Origin of the sequence: Mucilaginibacter sp. 22184, assembly GCF_052045695.1 — a bacterium.
In the GTDB taxonomy this organism is placed as follows: domain Bacteria; phylum Bacteroidota; class Bacteroidia; order Sphingobacteriales; family Sphingobacteriaceae; genus Mucilaginibacter.
The window spans coordinates 205,704-222,141 of the sequence record NZ_JBQEPI010000005.1; the positions used below are offsets into that span (position 1 = coordinate 205,704).

Genomic DNA, 16,438 nt, shown 5'->3' on the forward strand with positions numbered 1-16,438 from the left:
AATGTGCGGATTTCAGATGTGCAGATAAAAAACAAAATGTGAGGGTATAAAAATGTGCAGGTGATTTTAGTGATTAATTTCAAAATCATCTGCACATCTGAAATCCGCATAACTGCACATCGTTAATTAATACTCTCCAGCATTTTTATATACAGATCGATACCTTCTCTGATCTCGTCTACATAAACAAACTCGTCGGCGGTATGCGAACGTGCCGAATCACCAGGACCTACTTTTATAGAAGGGATATCCAGCAGCGATTGATCTGAAGTGGTTGGTGAACCATAAGTGGTACGACCTAAAGCAATACCAGCCTGCACAATCGGGTGTTCTTTGGGTATAGACGATGGTTTTAAGCGGATAGAACGCGGATTAACATCGCAGTTGACGTGCTGACGAATGATCTCCAATACTTCTTCATTACGGTAAGCATCGGTAACCCTTACATCAACTGTAAAGGTACAACTGGCGGGTACCACGTTATGTTGTGAGCCCGCATTGATAATGGTAACCGACATTTTTATCGGCCCAAATACTTCTGATTCTTTCGGAAAAGTAAAGCTCCGGAACCATTCAATGTCTGTTAAGGCTTTATAAATAGCATTATCCCCTTCTTCACGTGCGGCGTGACCTGCACGGCCGTGAGCCACGCAATCCAATACCATTAAGCCGCGCTCGGCAATAGCCAATTGCATTAGTGTTGGCTCGCCTACTATACCAAAATCAAGCTTGCCTAATTCAGGTATGATGAGCTCCAAGCCATTCACGCCAGAGATTTCTTCTTCGGCAGTGGTAGCCAGGCAGAAGTTATATTTTAAGTTTTCTTTATCATGAAAGTAAAGAAACACCGCTATGAGCGATACCAGGCAACCGCCGGCATCATTGCTGCCCAATCCGTAAAGCTTTCCATCTTCAATTTTGGCGTCATAAGGGTCGCGGGTATAGCCTGAGTTGGGTTTTACGGTATCGTGATGCGAGTTGAGTAAAATGGTAGGCTTAGCGGCATCAAAATGCTTATTCCAGGCCCATATATTATTCATTTTACGATGTGTTTGTACACCGCGTTGCTGTAAAAATTCATTGATGAGATCGGCGGTGCGGTCTTCCTCTTTACTAAACGATTGTATGGATATCAGCTGCTGCAGTAAAGCTACTGCCTGTTGAAATAGATTATTGTTATCGGCCATATATGTAGGCATATCCTATGATGGTAAGCGGGCAAAATTAATACTTTTTGGCCAGTATATTAGTATCAAGTAGTTAGTATCAAGTATCAAGACAGCTGCATTTATTTTTATAACAACTTCAAAAATCTTGATACTTGATACTAACTACTTGATACTAAATAAAAACTAAATTACTCGTCTTCTATTTTAGAATGTTTGCGCGTATCATTCATGGTAGTGTATAAAATAAGTGACAGGGCTATGCAGACAGTTACATACCAGTAAAACCATTGTTGATGATGTTCATTTTTAAACAGCAGGGCAATGTATTCGGCAGAGCCGCCAAATATGGAAACCGCTATGGCGTAAGGAAAGCCTACGCCAAGGGCACGCACGTTTGCGGGGAAAAGTTCGGCTTTAACTACCGCATTGATGGAGGTGTAACCGCTTACAATGATAAGGGCTGCTAATATCAGCGCGAAGGCTATCCAAACATCTTTAGTTTCGCTTAAAAGCGTGAGGATAGGTACTGTGGTAAGCGTGCCCAATACCCCAAACCCAATGAGCAGGGGTTTACGGCCTATTTTATCAGATAACAAGCCAAATACAGGCTGCAGCAGCATAAATACAGCCAGGGTAAGGGTTGATACCAGGGTAGCGCTGCTTTTGCTGAAGCCCGATGTATTTACCAGGAATTTTTGCATGTACGTAGTAAACGTATAAAAAGCGAGCGTGCCCCCTGCCGTTAAACCAATTACTGTGAATACTGCTTTGGGGTGTTTGGCCAAAGCTTTTAAAGTACCCTGAGTAGATTTTGATTTACTACTTTCGTTAGTAAATGATGCAGATTCTTGCAGACTGCGCCGCAAATACATGGTAATCACCGCCAAAAAAGCGCCGATACCAAAGGGAATACGCCAGCCCCAGTCATGCAGTTGCTGTTCGCTTAAAAAAACACGCTGTAGTAAAACCAGCACGCCTAAAGCCATCAACTGCCCCATAATCAACGTTACGTATTGAAAGCTCGAATAAAATCCCCGGTGTTTTTTGCCTGCCATCTCGCTCAGATAAGTTGCGCTGGTACCATATTCGCCGCCTACGCTTATACCCTGTACAATACGTGCCAGCACCAACAGTATAGGCGCAAACACTCCAATAGAGCGGAAGCCGGGTGTTATGGTGATGATTAATGAGCCTACGCTCATCAATAATACAGAAGCCGTTAAAGCTGTTTTACGACCATATCTGTCGGCAAAAGTACCCATGAGCCAACCGCCTATCGGGCGCATCAAAAAGCCGATGGCAAAAATGCCGGCCGAATTTAAAAGTTGTACGGTTTGATTATCTGAAGGAAAAAAAGCGTCGGAAAAATACAGGGAAAATGCGGTGTATACATACCAATCATACCATTCTACCAAATTACCTAACGAGCCCCCTACTATGGATTTAATGCGTCCGGTAGTGGTTTTGGGGATGGATTTGGCTGGGTTGATCGATGATGTGTCCTTGGTTTCTTCTTTCATTGGGTTTGGTCGGTATATCTGATCATAAATGTAAGAGAAATTGATTGATCTCATCCAAAATCATGACAATCCTTTAATCTCGTAACAAAATTCAAAAAATCACATCAAACCAACAGTCAGAATAACTATCTTGTTTGATGCTTTTTACCGAAGATTTTTTACACTATATATGGAAATTCAGGCTGTTTGATCGTACTGATCTGAAAACGGAAGATGGCGAAAACCTGGAGATCCTTTCGGCCGGAATGGCCAATACAGATTCGGGGCCCGATTTTCATAATGCCCGTGTAAAAATAGGCGAAACGGTTTGGGCCGGAAATGTGGAGGTGCATCTATCCTCGTCTGATTGGCAAAAGCACGGCCACACTACTGATAGCGCTTATGATAATGTGATACTCCATGTGGTTTACCGCGATGATGCGCCTCTTATCTTATCAAATGGTCGCAAAGTGCCTACATTACAACTTAAAGATCGGATACCCGACGAGTTGTACAACCGTTATCACCAAATGATCTTTGGCGATCAGCGTATCATCCCCTGCGAAAAAAGCATTGCCGGTATTGATGGGCTCATTATGAACAACTGGCTTACCCGGGTGCTGGTAGAGCGGTTGGAGAAACGCTCCACTGCGGTAACAGATTCCCTCAATCTCAATCATAATGATTGGGAAGAGACTTTTTACCAGTTTTTAGCGGCAAACTTTGGCTTTAAAACCAATGCCCTGCCCTTTGAGTTACTGGCCAAATCGTTACCGCAACTTACGCTGGCCAAGCATAAGAATAACCCCATGCAAATAGAAGCCCTGATATTTGGGCAAGCCGGCTTTCTGGAAGCGGAGCTTCAGGATGAATATCCTTTGAAATTAAAAAAGGAATATGATTTTCTGCGGAAAAAGTATAATCTAAAACCTATTGAAAACCATTTGTGGAAGTTTATGCGGTTACGGCCTCAAAATTTTCCTACTATCAGGCTGGCCCAGTTCGCTGCGCTGATTGTGCAATCGAATCACCTGTTCTCCAAGATCCTGGAGATAAAAGATATCAGTGCTTTACGTGCCCTTTTTACCGATATTAAGGTAAATGATTATTGGGACGATCATTATCGGTTTGATGTACAATCAAAACCGATAGCTAAAAATCTGGGTGCGGCCTCTATCGACATATTATTAATAAACACTTTGGCTTTATTTTTGTTTAGTTACGGGAAACAGCACCAGCAACAGTACTATATTAGCAGAAGCTTAAAGTTGTTGGAAAATTTACCGGCCGAACAAAATAATATTACCGAAGATTTTGTTAACTTAGGGCTGAAAATTAACAATGCTTTTGAGTCGCAGGCGCTGCTGGAGTTGAAAAATAATTATTGTAATTATAAGAAATGCCTGCAATGTGGCGTTGGTAACAAAATATTAAAACTTGCCTGACATGATACAGAGAATCCTTACTTTTTTTGAACGGTACTCCTTTGGTGTATGCACCTATCTTGGCGAAAAGTTTAACGTTTCTATCTCAAAGATCCGTTTGTTTTTTATCTACTCTTCTTTCTTAGCGGTGGGTTTCCCGCTGATATTTTATTTCTTTGCCGGTATCGTACTTGATATCCGCAATTTTGTAAAACGCCGTCATACAGGAGTTATCGATAGATAAGTCTTAAGTTTGTTCTAAACCTTGATTCATGGGATTAAAAGATTGTCAGGATTTTGGAACTGAGTTGATGTGTCTTTTTAAATCCGAAACGGCGTAGCCTTCTTGAGTACCTTTAAAATGAACCGATAACGAAAAATCGAAATTCCGAATTCCCAAATCTTATAATAGTCTTCCCGTTTTTACAGCATCTTGTAAATTGCTGATCTTAAACTTAGGTTTATAACAATACAGCGCCAGTTGTTTGGCCCAGGTGCTGCTGTAGCCAAACACGATTTTGATCATACGTACCCGGGTTGAGCCTTTGGGATAGCCATATTTGTACCAGGTAAATTTGGATTGGTCAACCTTAAACTGATCGGCAAAATCGGCCAGGAAAAGATCTATCTCGATATCAAAAATATCCAGGTCCAGATCAAGGCTGGTATCCAGGTTCAGGCTTCCCGGATCAACATGATTCAGCTTATAGCGGTTGCAGTAATCAACAATAAATTCTTTTAAGGGTGGCAGTACTTCTTCCATTTTAATCGAATATAATTTTGACCATGTGTTGTATAGGACGTCGCTTTTAAAATTAGGTTGCATCTATGGAGACATTATTTTCAAAAAAAGGTTACCACAAATCGGCAGGAAATAAACGCCGTATGATTATTATTGCAGTCTTGTTTATAAAAGCATATGAAACTAAAGGTTATAGCTTTTGACGCCGATGATACCCTTTGGGTAAATGAGCCCTATTTCTTAAAAACCGAAGAGAAGTTCTGCAGTCTGCTGGAGGACTTTTTGCCGCAACATACAGTTTCTAACGAGCTTTTCAAGATCGAGATAGCCAATTTAGCGCTTTATGGTTATGGTATAAAAGGGTATATCCTAAGCATGATTGAGGCCGCGCTAAAAATATCCGACAAAAAAATAGGTCTTGATGCCATTGAACTGATTATGGAATATGGCAAAGGCATGCTTAATGAGCCTATTGAACTATTGGATGGTGTAGAAGATGTGCTGGCAACCTTAAAAAAGCATTACCGCCTGGTAGTGGCTACCAAAGGTGATCTGCTCGATCAGGAACGGAAACTCAAAAAGTCGGGATTGTCGCACTATTTCCACCACATCGAGATTATGTCTGATAAGCAGGATGAGGATTATATCAAGCTTATTAAACATTTGGATATTAAGCCCCAAGAGTTTTTGATGGTGGGCAATTCCCTAAAATCAGATGTGATGCCGGTGCTCAACATCGGCGGTCATGCCATTCATGTGCCCTTTCATACCACCTGGGCGCATGAGCATATAGAAACCAATTTAACCCACGATAATTTTAAACAGGCTGATACACTCCGTGATATTCTGCCGTATATATTGGCATGAAGCATAAATTAAATATTGATACCTGGGCACGCAAAGAACATTTTAATTTTTTTAAAACTTTTGAGGAGCCATTTTATGGCGTCGTAGTCAATATCGACTGTACACAGGCTTACGGCTATGCAAAAGATAATGGTGTATCCTTTTTTCTGTATTACCTGCATAAATCGTTAACAGCCATCAATGAACTGGACCCGTTCAGATACCGTATTTATGGAGATGATGTGTTTATTTATGATCGCATAAATGCCGGGCCAACTATTGGAAGGTCCAATGGTACTTTTGGTTTTGCATATATCGATTTTCATCCCGCCCTTGATGCATTTATAACAGGCGCAAAAAAAGAGATTGAACGGGTGCAAACTACCACTACCCTTTTCGCCCCAAAGCTCGATGATGATATTGTACACTATTCGGCCATGCCCTGGATAAATTTTACCAGTTTATCACATGCCCGCAGTTTTTCGTTCCCGGATAGTTGCCCTAAAATATCATTCGGAAAAATGACCGAGGAGAATGGCAAAAAAAGCATGCCGGTATCGTTGCACGTACATCATGCCCTGGTTGATGGATTGCATGTTGGCCAATATTATGATCTTTTCCAGGAACTGATGAGCAGTAGCAATTAAACTATTGCTTTTTCCATTACGATGAGTTCTATGTGCTGTTTAGGGCTGCCAAAGCGACCATGGTCATGAAAGGGTTGTATCTCGCCGGTAAAGACATAACCTCTGCGGTCATACCAGCTAATAAGCTCTGCGCGGGTGCTGATCACCGTCATGGTGATGGTACGGCAATTGAATTGTTTGGCTAATATCTCGGCTTCTTGCAGTAAGGCACGCCCTACTCCTTTACCCTGCAATACTGGCGATACGCTAAACATGCCCAGGTATAGTTTTGGCCCTTTCACTTCCAGGTAAACGCAGCCAGTGATCACACCGTTATCATCCGTGTATTTTAGTATGGTGATAGCCTCATTACTGAAATATTCTTTCAGCATGGTTTCATCTATCCGTATACCATCGAGCATATCGGCCTCCGAGGTCCAGCCCTTTTTTGACTCTTCACCGCGATAGGCTCTGTTTACTAATACATTTAATTCGGGAACGTCGGCAAGTGTGGCCTTAGTGATGGACATATCTACTTTTTATTTATTGGGAGGGCAAACTTAATATTTAGCGCAGTAAAAAGGAAATATGGCTAAATGTATCCTAAATAAATGGCGGTTAGCATAAAGATATCGTATACAATGTGAAAGAATATCAGGTACCAAAGATTGCCTTTAACTATTTTATAAAGCCAGATAACAAAATTAGCCCCTATAAATATGCTGATCATAGCACCCGCTCCCTCCTGGTAATGGTAAAGGGTAAATATGATACTGGTAATTAAACCGCTGATTGCAAAACTATATTTACTATCATCCGTCATCGCTCTTATGCGGGTAAAAATAAAGCCTCGATAAACGATCTCTTCAAATGGGATCACCAGGAAGCTGGCTATCGCAAGTAGTACGAATAACTGGATAGCATTATGCCTGATGTAATAAAAATCAGAAACGTTTGCCGGCGCAAATCCCAGCCAGGTTAACAGGGGGCCTAACAGCCAATACATAAGCATGGCAAACCCTAAACCTATTGATCCACCGAGCCAAAAAGATCGGAAACTGATATCTCTGAATCTGAAACCAATATCGCTAAATCCCTCTTTATATAACCTTAAATAACCGCCTATCAATAGCAATAACAGAATAGCAAAAGCATACATAGGCATCAAGCCCAGATGTGGAAAGATGACCAATACGATGATCATCAGTACATCAAACAAGAATCTTTTACTTTTATTAGCCGTCATTGTCTTTTTGACTATGCCGATTAATAAAAGTTACTAATATTTAAAATCTTCACGAACCGGGTCGAATATATCGATCAGCTTGCAATCGGTAATAGCCCTGCCGCCATGAATCACATTTGGAGGGATAATGGCATAGGTGCCAGTATCCAGTATTTGAGATACACCATCAACGGTTAATTCAAACTGCCCTTCAATCACAAAAGCACACTGATGATTGATATGCTGGTGCATTGGCGATACCGCGCCTGCCTTAACCTCCAAAAAATTGATAGTATTTCCCGGGGTATGAATGATCTTTGAGAAATAGCCCGGAGTCATTTCCCTGGTTTCGATATCTGCAAACTGATTAAATACTTTGTTTTCCATAATGATGTTTGTTGCCTGATGGAGGCGTAGGCGTAAAAGTATAAAAATTGTGCTTAACGCGGTAGTTGTAAAATCAGGCTATCGTCAGAATACAGCATGAAAAATGCACTGTCTAAAACTAAGCCGTATATTTAAGGGTTTATTATACATACTACATTCTACGCTTGATATGGCTTTTATTGATTACTATAAAACACTGGGTTTGACCAAAACCGCTACCGATAAGGATATCAAAAATGCTTATCGCAAACTTGCCCGTAAGTATCACCCTGATCTTAACCCGAATGATGCCGAGGCGCACAAAAAATTCCAGGAGCTTAATGAGGCGAACGAAGTATTGAGCGATCTGGAAAAACGTAAAAAGTATGATAAATACGGCGAAAATTGGCAGCATGGCGAAGCTTATGAACAACAAGCCCGACAACAACAAAGCGGGCGCGGTAGCTATGGCGGCAGTGCTTTCGGCGGTTTTACTGATGATGAAAGTTTCGGCGGTGGCGATTTTTCTGATTTTTTCAAGTCGATGTTTGGCGGTGGCGGCAGCAGGCAAACAAAATATCGTGGAAAAGATTTGAATGCCGAACTGCAACTAACTCTTCAGGATATTGCGGAAACTCATAAAAGAACCTTAACCGTTAACGGCAAAAGCATACGCATTAATATACCTGCCGGTATCGAGAACGGACAAACCATTAAAATAACAGGCCATGGGGGCGCAGGTGTAAATAATGGCCCTGCAGGAGATCTCTATATCAAATTTTCGATACCAGATGATGTCCGCTTTAAGCGTGATGGACGCAATTTATACGCCACAGTTAAATTGGATCTTTATACTGCTGTACTTGGCGGAGAAATTACAGCGGAAACCTTAACCGGGAAGGTTAAAGTAAAAGTAAAGCCCGAAACCCAAAACGGCACCAAGGTAAAACTAAAAGGTAAAGGTATGCCTGTTTACAAGAAAGAGAATGAGTTTGGCGATCTGTACCTTACCTATGATATCCAGATACCGGTAAACCTCACCGAGCGGCAAAAACAATTGTTTGAGGAGCTCTCCAAATCATGATATAAAATTTAAAGAAGATGAAAACAGCGGATTTAATATCAATAAATGATTTTTGTTTATACCATAACATAGAGTATGCCTTTATAGAATCCTTATATAAGGCTGATTTAGTTAAGGTTACTGTAATTGATGAAACTATTCATATACCCGGAGCGGAATTGAGAAAACTCGAAAAGCTGATCAATCTATATCAGTTGGATATCAATGTAGAGGGTATAGAAGCCATCAGCTATTTATTGCACCGGATGGAAAAAATGCAGGATGATTTGCAAAGTCTGAAAAATAAACTGCGGTTATATGAAGGTGAATAGCGTGTAGCTTACTCCATATATTTTAGCATCATACGCTCACTCACAATATTAGCGTCTTCGATTACAGAATCCGGATAGCCCATGGATTCCAATATGGCTATACCGTTGCGGCTTTTGAGTAGGCCTTCTTTAAGCTTATAGTCAAACACCAGAACGGCGCCTGATTTGGAATCCTCAAACGAATAAATAGCAAAATCCTCATCAAGCAACTCGGCCAGCTCAAGATCATGTGTTGATACGAAAACAAAATTCTGATTGGCTGTGATATAGGACAATACCGATTTAGCGGCAGCTATACGTTCAATGGTATTAGTACCTCTGAATATCTCATCAATAATAACCAGGCTTTTTACCTGTTCAATTTCGTTGCTGCGGCTCATGATAGTTAATATCGATTGTGCCTGTGCCTGGAAATAGCTCTTTTGCTCCTCTATGCTATCCGTAGTTTTAATGCTGGTCTGTATTTTTAAAAAGGGAGCTTTATACTCTTTGGTACAGCTGGTGAACAGGGTTTGGGCCAATAAGGTGTTAACGGCAATCGCCTTAATAAAAGTTGTTTTGCCCGACATGTTTGAGCCTGTTATCAATGCCCCCTTATCGGCACGTGTATATAATGAATTGGTAACGCATTTATCAATCAGCGGATGATACAGATCGGTAATATTCATTTGCGCATCGGTATCAATAAATTGGGGCTTATTGTAATAAGGTAAACCATCCCTTACCGATTGGATAGCTACCAGCATATCAATTTCGGCTACGTATTGATAAACCAGTTCAATATCCTCCCGGTATCTTTCAATATGTTTTATAGAGCTGGCATAAATGCGGGGTTCTAACAAAAACAAGGTTTTAATGAGTTGAAAAACAGCATAGCTCAAGTCTCCGCCTCCATTTATCAATTTACTTTCCAGATTGATGATGCTTAAGGAACGTTTTAACCCTAACAGATTTTTCAAACTGGTTTTCACGACTTCATTATCCTCCAGACCGGCATGTTTTACCAGCCATACCGCTACATTGTGCATAATAAGCAACTGGGGCAATGAATTGGTATAGGAACTTATTTTTTTCTTATTGGCATAATGCAAAACCACATTATAACCTACAAAAAACAATAACAACAAAATGCTAATGGGATTAGGATAAACAATCAGCGATACGATAAGCGCGATGATCACCAGCGGCACAAACCTGATATAAAAATTCATGATCGGTACAAAGATCGATTCATGGGTTCTTAAAAACAGATCGGCAATATAATACGCGTAGGTATTGTTGAGTTTTGATAATTGTAGTTCAATCAGCTCCCGGTTGGGTTTATCTTTATTAATGGACTCAACCTTAGCGTCAAGTGCTAATAATTTTTCAAGGTTTGTTTCGGGAAAATGCAGTTTTTTATATAAATATTGCTTACCTGGCTTGGAGCTTGTTCTGTCGATATAGTTAAAAATACTTTTCAGATCGATGTCTTCGGCGGTAACATCGGGTAATCTGTCCCAGCTTTTATCGGCATTTAGGTAGGTTTTAATCAAATCAAAGTTGCGCCTGGTATTTATAGGCTTACCCCATTTGCTTTTTATTTTATCAAGTTTCTTTTCATCGGCACGTAATCTGCCATAGTAAGAGCTGATCAATGAAAAACCCAAAACAATGACCAAAAACAGCAGTGCAAATAAAAAGTAATACATGCCTTAAAAATAAAAAAAATATACTAAACCTCAAGTGATATTTATAGTCTATAAACATAAATAACTACCATGTTAACTTAATTTTTGATTTATGAAAGCCATCAAATTTTCGGTCGTAGTTTTTGCATTGCTGTTTTCAGTTCAGTTTGTAAAAGCTCAAAGTATATCTATAGGTGCTTCATTTGGCCATTATCCACGTTCAAGGGTGGTAGTTGCCGCTAATTATCCGGCATATGGTTATTATGATCGCCCGGTATATTATGGTTATGCGCGCAGGGTTTACTATGGTCGTCCATATTATTATCCAGGCCGTTATTATGCCCGCCCGGTTTACTACCGTGTACATCGCCATTACAGATGCTGGTAATAAAAAAAGAGCCCGATATAATTCAGGCTCTTTTTTTGGTGTGCATGTTAGTTATCTATTGCCACTCAAAAAGCGTTGCAGGGCTTGTTGAGTAAAGTCTGAAAGTACCAGTTCGCCACTAATAGCGGCACGCTGGGTTAATAATTCGTCCCAATTTTCTGTGCCTTCCCATAGTATCTTTTTAAGTTCCGCGAGAGCATCCGGGTTATAGGAGGCCAGTTTTTTAGTAAGTTCGTCTACGGCTGAGTCAAGCGAGGGGATATCTTCATACACTTCATGATATAGCCCGTGATCGCGGGCCCATTGAGCCGATTGAAAATCAGATGCCCTTATGGTTAATTGCGAAAACCCAGACAAGCCAACTTTACGGGTTACCGCAGGCGATATTACAAACGGCCCGATACCTATGGCCAACTCGCTTAATTTGATGGAAGCAAAGCCGGATGCCAGGCTATAATCGGCAGCAGCAGCAAGGCCCACCCCCCCGCCAACCGCTTTTCCCTGAACCCGGGCAACAATTATTTTAGATGATTTACGACAAGCATTGATCACTTTGGCAAAACCAGAAAAAAACAATGCGCCTGCTTCTTTATCTTTTATTTGCAGTAACTCATCAAAACTGGCACCGGCACAGAAAGTACGATCGCCGCCACTTTTTAAGATAATAACCCGTACCTCGGGATCGTTACCTGCCTGATTAATGCATTCGGCAAGATCATTTAAAAGATTTGCGGGGAGCGAATTTTGGGCAGGGTGATAAAAGCTAATAGTAGCTATACCATTTGCACTTTTATTAAAAGATACATGGCCATTATCTGTATCAGGCATAATTTTGAGGTTTATTGTATAAAGATGGACTATCTGACAGAGCCCGTTTGCCCAATATCAGAAGTATTTGGCTTACCTGCAATTTTCGTTCAAAATAATTTAAGAATGATCTGTCAAGCAATCACAGGTAATTCAAAATAAAAAGTGGCCCCATTACCTAATTCGCTGTCGACCCCAATTTTACCCAGATGATTACTAATAATCTCGTCGCTGATATAAAGCCCCATACCCAGACCGCTGGTGATGTGACGTTTGTCTTCAACCCGGTAAAAGCGTTCAAATATGCGATCTATCTGCTCTGCCGATAAGCCTATACCAAAATCAGTTACAGACACGCGTACCAAATTATTTTTTACAATGGTTTTCAGGATGATCCTTTTATCGGCCAGGGAGTATTTTACAGCGTTATTGATAAAATTCATTAAAACCTGCTCCAGGCGTTCGGCATTGCCCGTGATGAAGATGTTGGGCTGCAGCTGAACTTCTAATTCATGTGATGGGTAGATATGCTTTGAATTTTCAACCACCTGCATCATCAGCTCAGATAAATTTACTTCACCCATAGCATATTCCAAGCGGCCAGCCTGTATCTTACTTACATCAAGCAAATCATTGATTAGGTGCTGCAATTTATTTACAGCCACACTTGCTTTACCTATATATTGTTTTACTACAGGCGGCAGCTCCTCTTTCTTATAAGAGCTTATCAGCTGCAGATAGCCCTTTAGACTGGTTAAGGGTGTTTTGAGCTCATGACTGGCTACGCCAATAAATTCGTCCTTACGATCCATTTCCCGCTTCTGATCTTCGATGTCGGTAGCTGTACCCACCCAAAAAATAATCGCGCCGCTGTCGTCTCTTAAAGGTACGGCCCGGTTCAGGTGCCAGCGGTAAGTGTTATCCCAGCGTTTATACCGATTTTCAACCTCAAATGTGTTACCGGTTTTTAAAGCCTCAATATATTTATCTAAGGTATTGGGCAAATCATCAGGATGTATCATATGCTGCCACCCCCATCCTACGCTTTCGGCATAGCGGCTGCCTGTATAATTATACCATTGTTGGTTGTAAAAATCAACCTCACCACCTGGCAGGTTTGTCCAGGTCATTTGAGGGATATTGTTGGCAAGTAATTTAAAATGCTCTCTGCTTATTAGCAGATCATTTGTACGGGCCCTAACCGTATCCTCCAGCTCATTGTTAAGCTTTACAGCAGCATTTTGGGCGGCCAGCAATTGTTCGTTTTTTATTTTTAATTCCCATTCTATTTCTTTCTGACTGGTAAGGTCTGTTAAGATCAAGCTTAGGGCTGTACCTTCGTCCAAATCAAGCGTAGTGCAGGAAAGCTGGCACGGGGTTAGTTTTCCCAGCTTATTGGCCAATAATATCTCGCCTTTACAATCTTCTTCCCAGCCTTTGTCCATCAGATCGTTAAACTTATCAACAGATATTTCCGGAATAAAAACCGCAAAATTCAGTCCGATCACTTTTTCCAGCGGCAGACCCATCATGGCGGCAAACCGCGAGTTGCTATACAAAATGGTATTATCCTTGTTCAGCGTAACAGCGCCTTCATTCATCTTTTCAATAAAAACACGATAGGTTTGGTCGGCTGTTTTTAAGGTGTATAGCTGATGGCCATCGGCATCTTTTACAATAAGCGCGTCAACCTGCCCGTTGCGAATGGCGTCAATGGTATCATTGGCCTCCTCCAGCTGTATCCGAAGTTCCTCGTTTTGCTGCAGCAACTCTTCATATGTGTATTTAGCCAGTTCCATTAATTTTCTGTTTGTAAACCAAGACCCTTTAATACTTTACCTGTATTTGACATATCACCAATAAGACGGCGCTCTATACCCGGCGCCTTTTTAATGAGCATGGGTAAAGCGATAATCTGTTCGTGTTCCACAGTTAAAGGTTGCTGATAAACATCTACTATCTCCAGGTCGTAATTGCCTTTTAAATGGGTTTCGCAAATATCTTTGAGGTTGGTTATAGCTCGCGCTGAATTTGGCGATGCACCCGTTACGAACAAGCGTAAATGATAAACCTCTTGTTTCTGCTCATTAAAATAATTATCCTCAGATAAAGATGATTGATCCTTTTCGGTCATTTTTTATAGTTTACGGGGGCGTATATCTAAACCCACCAATACTTTTTCTTCGTTTGACAGATCCCCGATTATTTTGCGGATAGGCTCCGGTACTTTGCGTACCAATGTTGGTATGGCAAAAATCTGGTCGCCCTCGGCCAATTGGGGTTTTACTAAAAGATCGATCACTTCAATCGAATACTGACCTTTTAAATGTTCTTCACAGTATTTTTTAAGATTAGCTAAAGCACTAACAGATTTTGCTGTTTTGCCCGCAATATATAACCTTAATTCATAATTTATTACTTCAGTTTCCATTACTTTTTCTTCTTTACCGGGCTTTCTTCTTTTATCCCCCTCCGCATTTTTGTTATCTCTTCCCGATTTTTGTTCATTATTTGTTGTTTTAACTCGTCTTCGTAATATATCCTGTTCAGCTCTTCTTCTACCGATTCGAACTCGGCTTGTAAACTGGATATTTTAGCTTCCAGCGTTTTACGTTTGCGTATAATTTCCTTGTCTTTGCGTGATACGGCGAAATCACGCAGCGCAACACCGGTTTTTTCCTTTAGTTGCTGTGCTTCCCTTGCCGATCCTGTTAATACGCCATCGGGCCCCAGGTAAACATCAACCAGATCAAGCCCCTTATCGGTGATGATAAATTCGCGTACCTGATTGGAGTGTTTCATACCGCGCGATTTCATGATGTATAAACCGCGATTACGCTCGCCATTATGCTCAATATCCCGTACCAGCATCCAGGTATCCACTAACGATGATACGCCTTCGTCGGTTTGCTCATTTACAATGGTGTTGAGCGATAAAGCTGTGAACATTACCGTGATTTGTTCGTTCTGTAAAAAATCTATAAGCCTTACAAGCATTGATTTTACTTCACTTACAGATCCTACGGTGATCAGATTGGTTATCGGATCTAATATTACCGTAGCCGGTTGAAATTGCTTGATCAGTTTATAAATGGCCACCAGGTGCATCTCCAACCCATATAAGGTTGGTCTTGACGCATGAAATCGTAACAAACCGTTATCAACATATTGCTGTAGATCGATGCTGATAGACCGCATGTTGCGGATGATCTGGTTGGGCGATTCTTCAAAAGCAAAATAGAGGCATTTCTTTTTCTGTTTACAGGTTTCGGCAGCAAAATACGCGCCGATACTGGTTTTACCGGTTCCGGCAGTTCCGGAAACCAGGATGCTGCTTCCTCTAAAAAAGCCTTGTCCTCCGAGCATATAATCCAGTGCCGGAATACCCGATGACACCCTTTTTGATGAGACCGCTTTTTCGAGCCCTAAAGAAGTCACTGGCAGCAAAGAAATACCATCTTCGTCAATTAAAAAAGGGTATTCGTTGGTTCCATGTTGCGAGCCTCTGTATTTTACAACACGAAGTCGGCGGGTTGAAATCTGGTTGATAACCCGGTGGTCAAGCAGAATAACGCAATCCGATACGTACTCCTCCAGACCCTGTCTTGTGAGGGCTCCTCCGTCCCCTTTTTCGCCAGTTATAATAGCGGTAACTCCTTTGTTTTTAAGAAAAGTAAAAAGCCTGCGCAACTCGGCACGCAGAATAGTCTGGTTGTTGAGGCCCGAAAAAAGATTCTCCAGCGTATCCAATACTACCCTTTTGGCGCCAATGCTGTCAATGGCATGTCCTAATCTGATGAACAAACCTTCCAGGTCATATTCGCCGGTTTCTTCTATCTCGCTGCGATCGATATGTACATGGTCGAGTTTTACTTTTTTCTCTTCCTGTAGTTTGTACAGATCAAAACCCAGGGAGGCTACGTTCATAGCTAATTCGTCGGTTTTTTCTTCGAAAGCCATAAAAACCCCAGGTTCATTAAAGAGTGTAACCCCGCGAACTATAAATTCAAGCGACATCAATGTTTTACCGCAGCCGGCTTCTCCGCAAATAAGCGTAGGCCGGCCAGCGGGTAAACCACCGTCTGTTATTTCATCAAGTCCGTTAATGCCCGTTGGTGTTTTGGGCAATGTTTTAAAAATGGTTTGCTGTTTTTTATGTGATTTAGTCATCTTAAACAAATGTTTTTTCAAGTGTTGATCAACTGAAGCCCAAAATTGTCGCGCGTTTTCATATCAAATGGTTAATAAATGCTTATTGGGCTCAAATTGTTTTAATCACTT

19 protein-coding genes are annotated in these 16,438 nt (G+C 41.2%); 7 read left to right on the plus strand and 12 right to left on the minus strand.

From position 1 onward, the window contains the following. Window positions 1-122: 122 nt before the first annotated feature. Window positions 123-1,199 carry a M20 family metallo-hydrolase gene (locus tag ACTJKG_RS12885; RefSeq protein ID WP_440739448.1) on the minus strand — a complete coding sequence of 359 codons (1,077 nt, stop codon included), beginning with the start codon at window positions 1,197-1,199 and terminating at the stop codon, window positions 123-125. 158 nt (window positions 1,200-1,357) lie between these two features. After that, a complete protein-coding gene (locus ACTJKG_RS12890) occupies window positions 1,358-2,689 on the minus strand; it encodes an MFS transporter (RefSeq protein WP_172333482.1) in 1,332 nt (443 codons plus the stop codon). A gap of 137 nt (window positions 2,690-2,826) precedes the next feature. Here ACTJKG_RS12890 and ACTJKG_RS12895 point away from each other — a divergent pair, with 137 nt between their 5' ends. Next, window positions 2,827-4,113, plus strand: a complete 1,287-nt coding sequence (locus ACTJKG_RS12895) for a DUF2851 family protein (protein WP_172333483.1) — start codon at window positions 2,827-2,829, stop codon at window positions 4,111-4,113. A 1-nt stretch (window position 4,114) separates the two neighbouring features. Next, window positions 4,115-4,336: a PspC domain-containing protein gene (locus tag ACTJKG_RS12900; protein WP_172333484.1), complete on the plus strand. Its 222-nt coding sequence runs from the start codon at window positions 4,115-4,117 to the stop codon at window positions 4,334-4,336. A gap of 159 nt (window positions 4,337-4,495) precedes the next feature. On the opposite strand, the gene ACTJKG_RS12905 is transcribed toward ACTJKG_RS12900, so the two are convergent. After that, window positions 4,496-4,855, minus strand: a complete 360-nt coding sequence (locus tag ACTJKG_RS12905; protein ID WP_172333485.1) for a DUF1493 family protein — start codon at window positions 4,853-4,855, stop codon at window positions 4,496-4,498. A 156-nt stretch (window positions 4,856-5,011) separates the two neighbouring features. On the opposite strand from ACTJKG_RS12905, the gene ACTJKG_RS12910 reads away from it, so the two are divergent. After that, entirely contained in the window at window positions 5,012-5,701 is a 690-nt protein-coding gene (locus ACTJKG_RS12910; protein ID WP_172333486.1) for an HAD family hydrolase, read from the plus strand. After that, window positions 5,698-6,327 carry a chloramphenicol acetyltransferase gene (locus tag ACTJKG_RS12915; RefSeq protein WP_172333487.1) on the plus strand — a complete coding sequence of 210 codons (630 nt, stop codon included), beginning with the start codon at window positions 5,698-5,700 and terminating at the stop codon, window positions 6,325-6,327. The genes ACTJKG_RS12910 and ACTJKG_RS12915 overlap by 4 nt, the downstream gene beginning before the upstream one ends. Here ACTJKG_RS12915 and ACTJKG_RS12920 read toward each other — a convergent pair. The 3 genes from ACTJKG_RS12920 to ACTJKG_RS12930 form a co-directional block, all read right to left on the minus strand. Further along, entirely contained in the window at window positions 6,324-6,836 is a 513-nt protein-coding gene (locus ACTJKG_RS12920) for a GNAT family N-acetyltransferase (protein WP_440739449.1), read from the minus strand. The two genes, ACTJKG_RS12915 and ACTJKG_RS12920, sit on opposite strands and share 4 nt — an antisense overlap. A 62-nt stretch (window positions 6,837-6,898) precedes the next feature. Further along, window positions 6,899-7,552: a CPBP family intramembrane glutamic endopeptidase gene (locus tag ACTJKG_RS12925; protein ID WP_440739450.1), complete on the minus strand. Its 654-nt coding sequence runs from the start codon at window positions 7,550-7,552 to the stop codon at window positions 6,899-6,901. Window positions 7,553-7,585: 33 nt separating this feature from the next. Continuing rightward, window positions 7,586-7,918 (minus strand): cupin domain-containing protein, encoded by a 333-nt coding sequence (locus ACTJKG_RS12930; protein ID WP_440739451.1) that lies wholly within the window; start codon window positions 7,916-7,918, stop codon window positions 7,586-7,588. A 169-nt stretch (window positions 7,919-8,087) separates the two neighbouring features. Between ACTJKG_RS12930 and ACTJKG_RS12935 the strand changes: the two genes are divergently transcribed. Together ACTJKG_RS12935 and ACTJKG_RS12940 are read left to right on the plus strand one after the other, a co-directional pair. After that, a complete protein-coding gene (locus ACTJKG_RS12935) occupies window positions 8,088-8,981 on the plus strand; it encodes a DnaJ C-terminal domain-containing protein (RefSeq protein WP_172333812.1) in 894 nt (297 codons plus the stop codon). 17 nt (window positions 8,982-8,998) lie between these two features. Beyond that, window positions 8,999-9,292, plus strand: coding sequence for a chaperone modulator CbpM (locus ACTJKG_RS12940; RefSeq protein ID WP_172333491.1), 294 nt, complete (start codon window positions 8,999-9,001; stop codon window positions 9,290-9,292). Window positions 9,293-9,300: 8 nt separating this feature from the next. Here ACTJKG_RS12940 and ACTJKG_RS12945 read toward each other — a convergent pair whose 3' ends face one another. Next, window positions 9,301-10,983 (minus strand): MutS-related protein, encoded by a 1,683-nt coding sequence (locus tag ACTJKG_RS12945; RefSeq protein WP_440739452.1) that lies wholly within the window; start codon window positions 10,981-10,983, stop codon window positions 9,301-9,303. Window positions 10,984-11,074: 91 nt separating this feature from the next. Between ACTJKG_RS12945 and ACTJKG_RS12950 the strand changes: the two genes are divergently transcribed. Beyond that, window positions 11,075-11,350, plus strand: coding sequence for a hypothetical protein (locus tag ACTJKG_RS12950; RefSeq protein WP_172333493.1), 276 nt, complete (start codon window positions 11,075-11,077; stop codon window positions 11,348-11,350). 51 nt (window positions 11,351-11,401) lie between these two features. Here the strand turns inward: ACTJKG_RS12950 and ACTJKG_RS12955 are convergent, their stop codons facing one another. From ACTJKG_RS12955 to kaiC, 5 genes are all read right to left on the minus strand, one after another. After that, on the minus strand, window positions 11,402-12,178 hold the full coding sequence (locus tag ACTJKG_RS12955) for an enoyl-CoA hydratase/isomerase family protein (RefSeq protein ID WP_440739453.1): 777 nt from the start codon (window positions 12,176-12,178) through the stop codon (window positions 11,402-11,404). 113 nt (window positions 12,179-12,291) lie between these two features. Beyond that, complete coding sequence (locus tag ACTJKG_RS12960) at window positions 12,292-13,956, minus strand: PAS domain-containing sensor histidine kinase (RefSeq protein ID WP_172333495.1); 1,665 nt, start codon at window positions 13,954-13,956, stop codon at window positions 12,292-12,294. After that, window positions 13,956-14,291, minus strand: a complete 336-nt coding sequence (locus tag ACTJKG_RS12965; protein ID WP_172333496.1) for a circadian clock KaiB family protein — start codon at window positions 14,289-14,291, stop codon at window positions 13,956-13,958. Before ACTJKG_RS12965 ends, ACTJKG_RS12960 begins: the two co-directional genes overlap by 1 nt. 3 nt (window positions 14,292-14,294) lie before the next feature. Further along, window positions 14,295-14,588 (minus strand): circadian clock KaiB family protein, encoded by a 294-nt coding sequence (locus tag ACTJKG_RS12970; protein ID WP_172333497.1) that lies wholly within the window; start codon window positions 14,586-14,588, stop codon window positions 14,295-14,297. Then, window positions 14,588-16,327, minus strand: coding sequence for a circadian clock protein KaiC (gene kaiC, locus ACTJKG_RS12975; protein ID WP_172333498.1), 1,740 nt, complete (start codon window positions 16,325-16,327; stop codon window positions 14,588-14,590). The genes ACTJKG_RS12970 and kaiC overlap by 1 nt, the downstream gene beginning before the upstream one ends. Between the last annotated feature and the right edge of the window lie 111 nt (window positions 16,328-16,438).

What these genes read in the sequence shown, in the direction of transcription:
- ACTJKG_RS12955 (WP_440739453.1), bottom strand. Translation starts at nt 12,178, where the DNA reads ATGCCTGATACAGATAATGGCCATGTATCTTTTAATAAAAGTGCAAAT.
- ACTJKG_RS12950 (WP_172333493.1), top strand. Translation starts at nt 11,075, where the DNA reads ATGAAAGCCATCAAATTTTCGGTCGTAGTTTTTGCATTGCTGTTTTCA.
- ACTJKG_RS12920 (WP_440739449.1), bottom strand. Translation starts at nt 6,836, where the DNA reads ATGTCCATCACTAAGGCCACACTTGCCGACGTTCCCGAATTAAATGTA.
- ACTJKG_RS12895 (WP_172333483.1), top strand. Translation starts at nt 2,827, where the DNA reads ATGCTTTTTACCGAAGATTTTTTACACTATATATGGAAATTCAGGCTG.
- ACTJKG_RS12925 (WP_440739450.1), bottom strand. Translation starts at nt 7,552, where the DNA reads ATGACGGCTAATAAAAGTAAAAGATTCTTGTTTGATGTACTGATGATC.
- ACTJKG_RS12935 (WP_172333812.1), top strand. Translation starts at nt 8,088, where the DNA reads ATGGCTTTTATTGATTACTATAAAACACTGGGTTTGACCAAAACCGCT.
- ACTJKG_RS12915 (WP_172333487.1), top strand. Translation starts at nt 5,698, where the DNA reads ATGAAGCATAAATTAAATATTGATACCTGGGCACGCAAAGAACATTTT.
- ACTJKG_RS12900 (WP_172333484.1), top strand. Translation starts at nt 4,115, where the DNA reads ATGATACAGAGAATCCTTACTTTTTTTGAACGGTACTCCTTTGGTGTA.
- ACTJKG_RS12970 (WP_172333497.1), bottom strand. Translation starts at nt 14,588, where the DNA reads ATGGAAACTGAAGTAATAAATTATGAATTAAGGTTATATATTGCGGGC.
- ACTJKG_RS12930 (WP_440739451.1), bottom strand. Translation starts at nt 7,918, where the DNA reads ATGGAAAACAAAGTATTTAATCAGTTTGCAGATATCGAAACCAGGGAA.
- ACTJKG_RS12945 (WP_440739452.1), bottom strand. Translation starts at nt 10,983, where the DNA reads ATGTATTACTTTTTATTTGCACTGCTGTTTTTGGTCATTGTTTTGGGT.
- ACTJKG_RS12890 (WP_172333482.1), bottom strand. Translation starts at nt 2,689, where the DNA reads ATGAAAGAAGAAACCAAGGACACATCATCGATCAACCCAGCCAAATCC.
- ACTJKG_RS12965 (WP_172333496.1), bottom strand. Translation starts at nt 14,291, where the DNA reads ATGACCGAAAAGGATCAATCATCTTTATCTGAGGATAATTATTTTAAT.
- ACTJKG_RS12960 (WP_172333495.1), bottom strand. Translation starts at nt 13,956, where the DNA reads ATGGAACTGGCTAAATACACATATGAAGAGTTGCTGCAGCAAAACGAG.
- ACTJKG_RS12905 (WP_172333485.1), bottom strand. Translation starts at nt 4,855, where the DNA reads ATGGAAGAAGTACTGCCACCCTTAAAAGAATTTATTGTTGATTACTGC.
- ACTJKG_RS12940 (WP_172333491.1), top strand. Translation starts at nt 8,999, where the DNA reads ATGAAAACAGCGGATTTAATATCAATAAATGATTTTTGTTTATACCAT.
- ACTJKG_RS12885 (WP_440739448.1), bottom strand. Translation starts at nt 1,199, where the DNA reads ATGCCTACATATATGGCCGATAACAATAATCTATTTCAACAGGCAGTA.
- ACTJKG_RS12910 (WP_172333486.1), top strand. Translation starts at nt 5,012, where the DNA reads ATGAAACTAAAGGTTATAGCTTTTGACGCCGATGATACCCTTTGGGTA.
- kaiC (WP_172333498.1), bottom strand. Translation starts at nt 16,327, where the DNA reads ATGACTAAATCACATAAAAAACAGCAAACCATTTTTAAAACATTGCCC.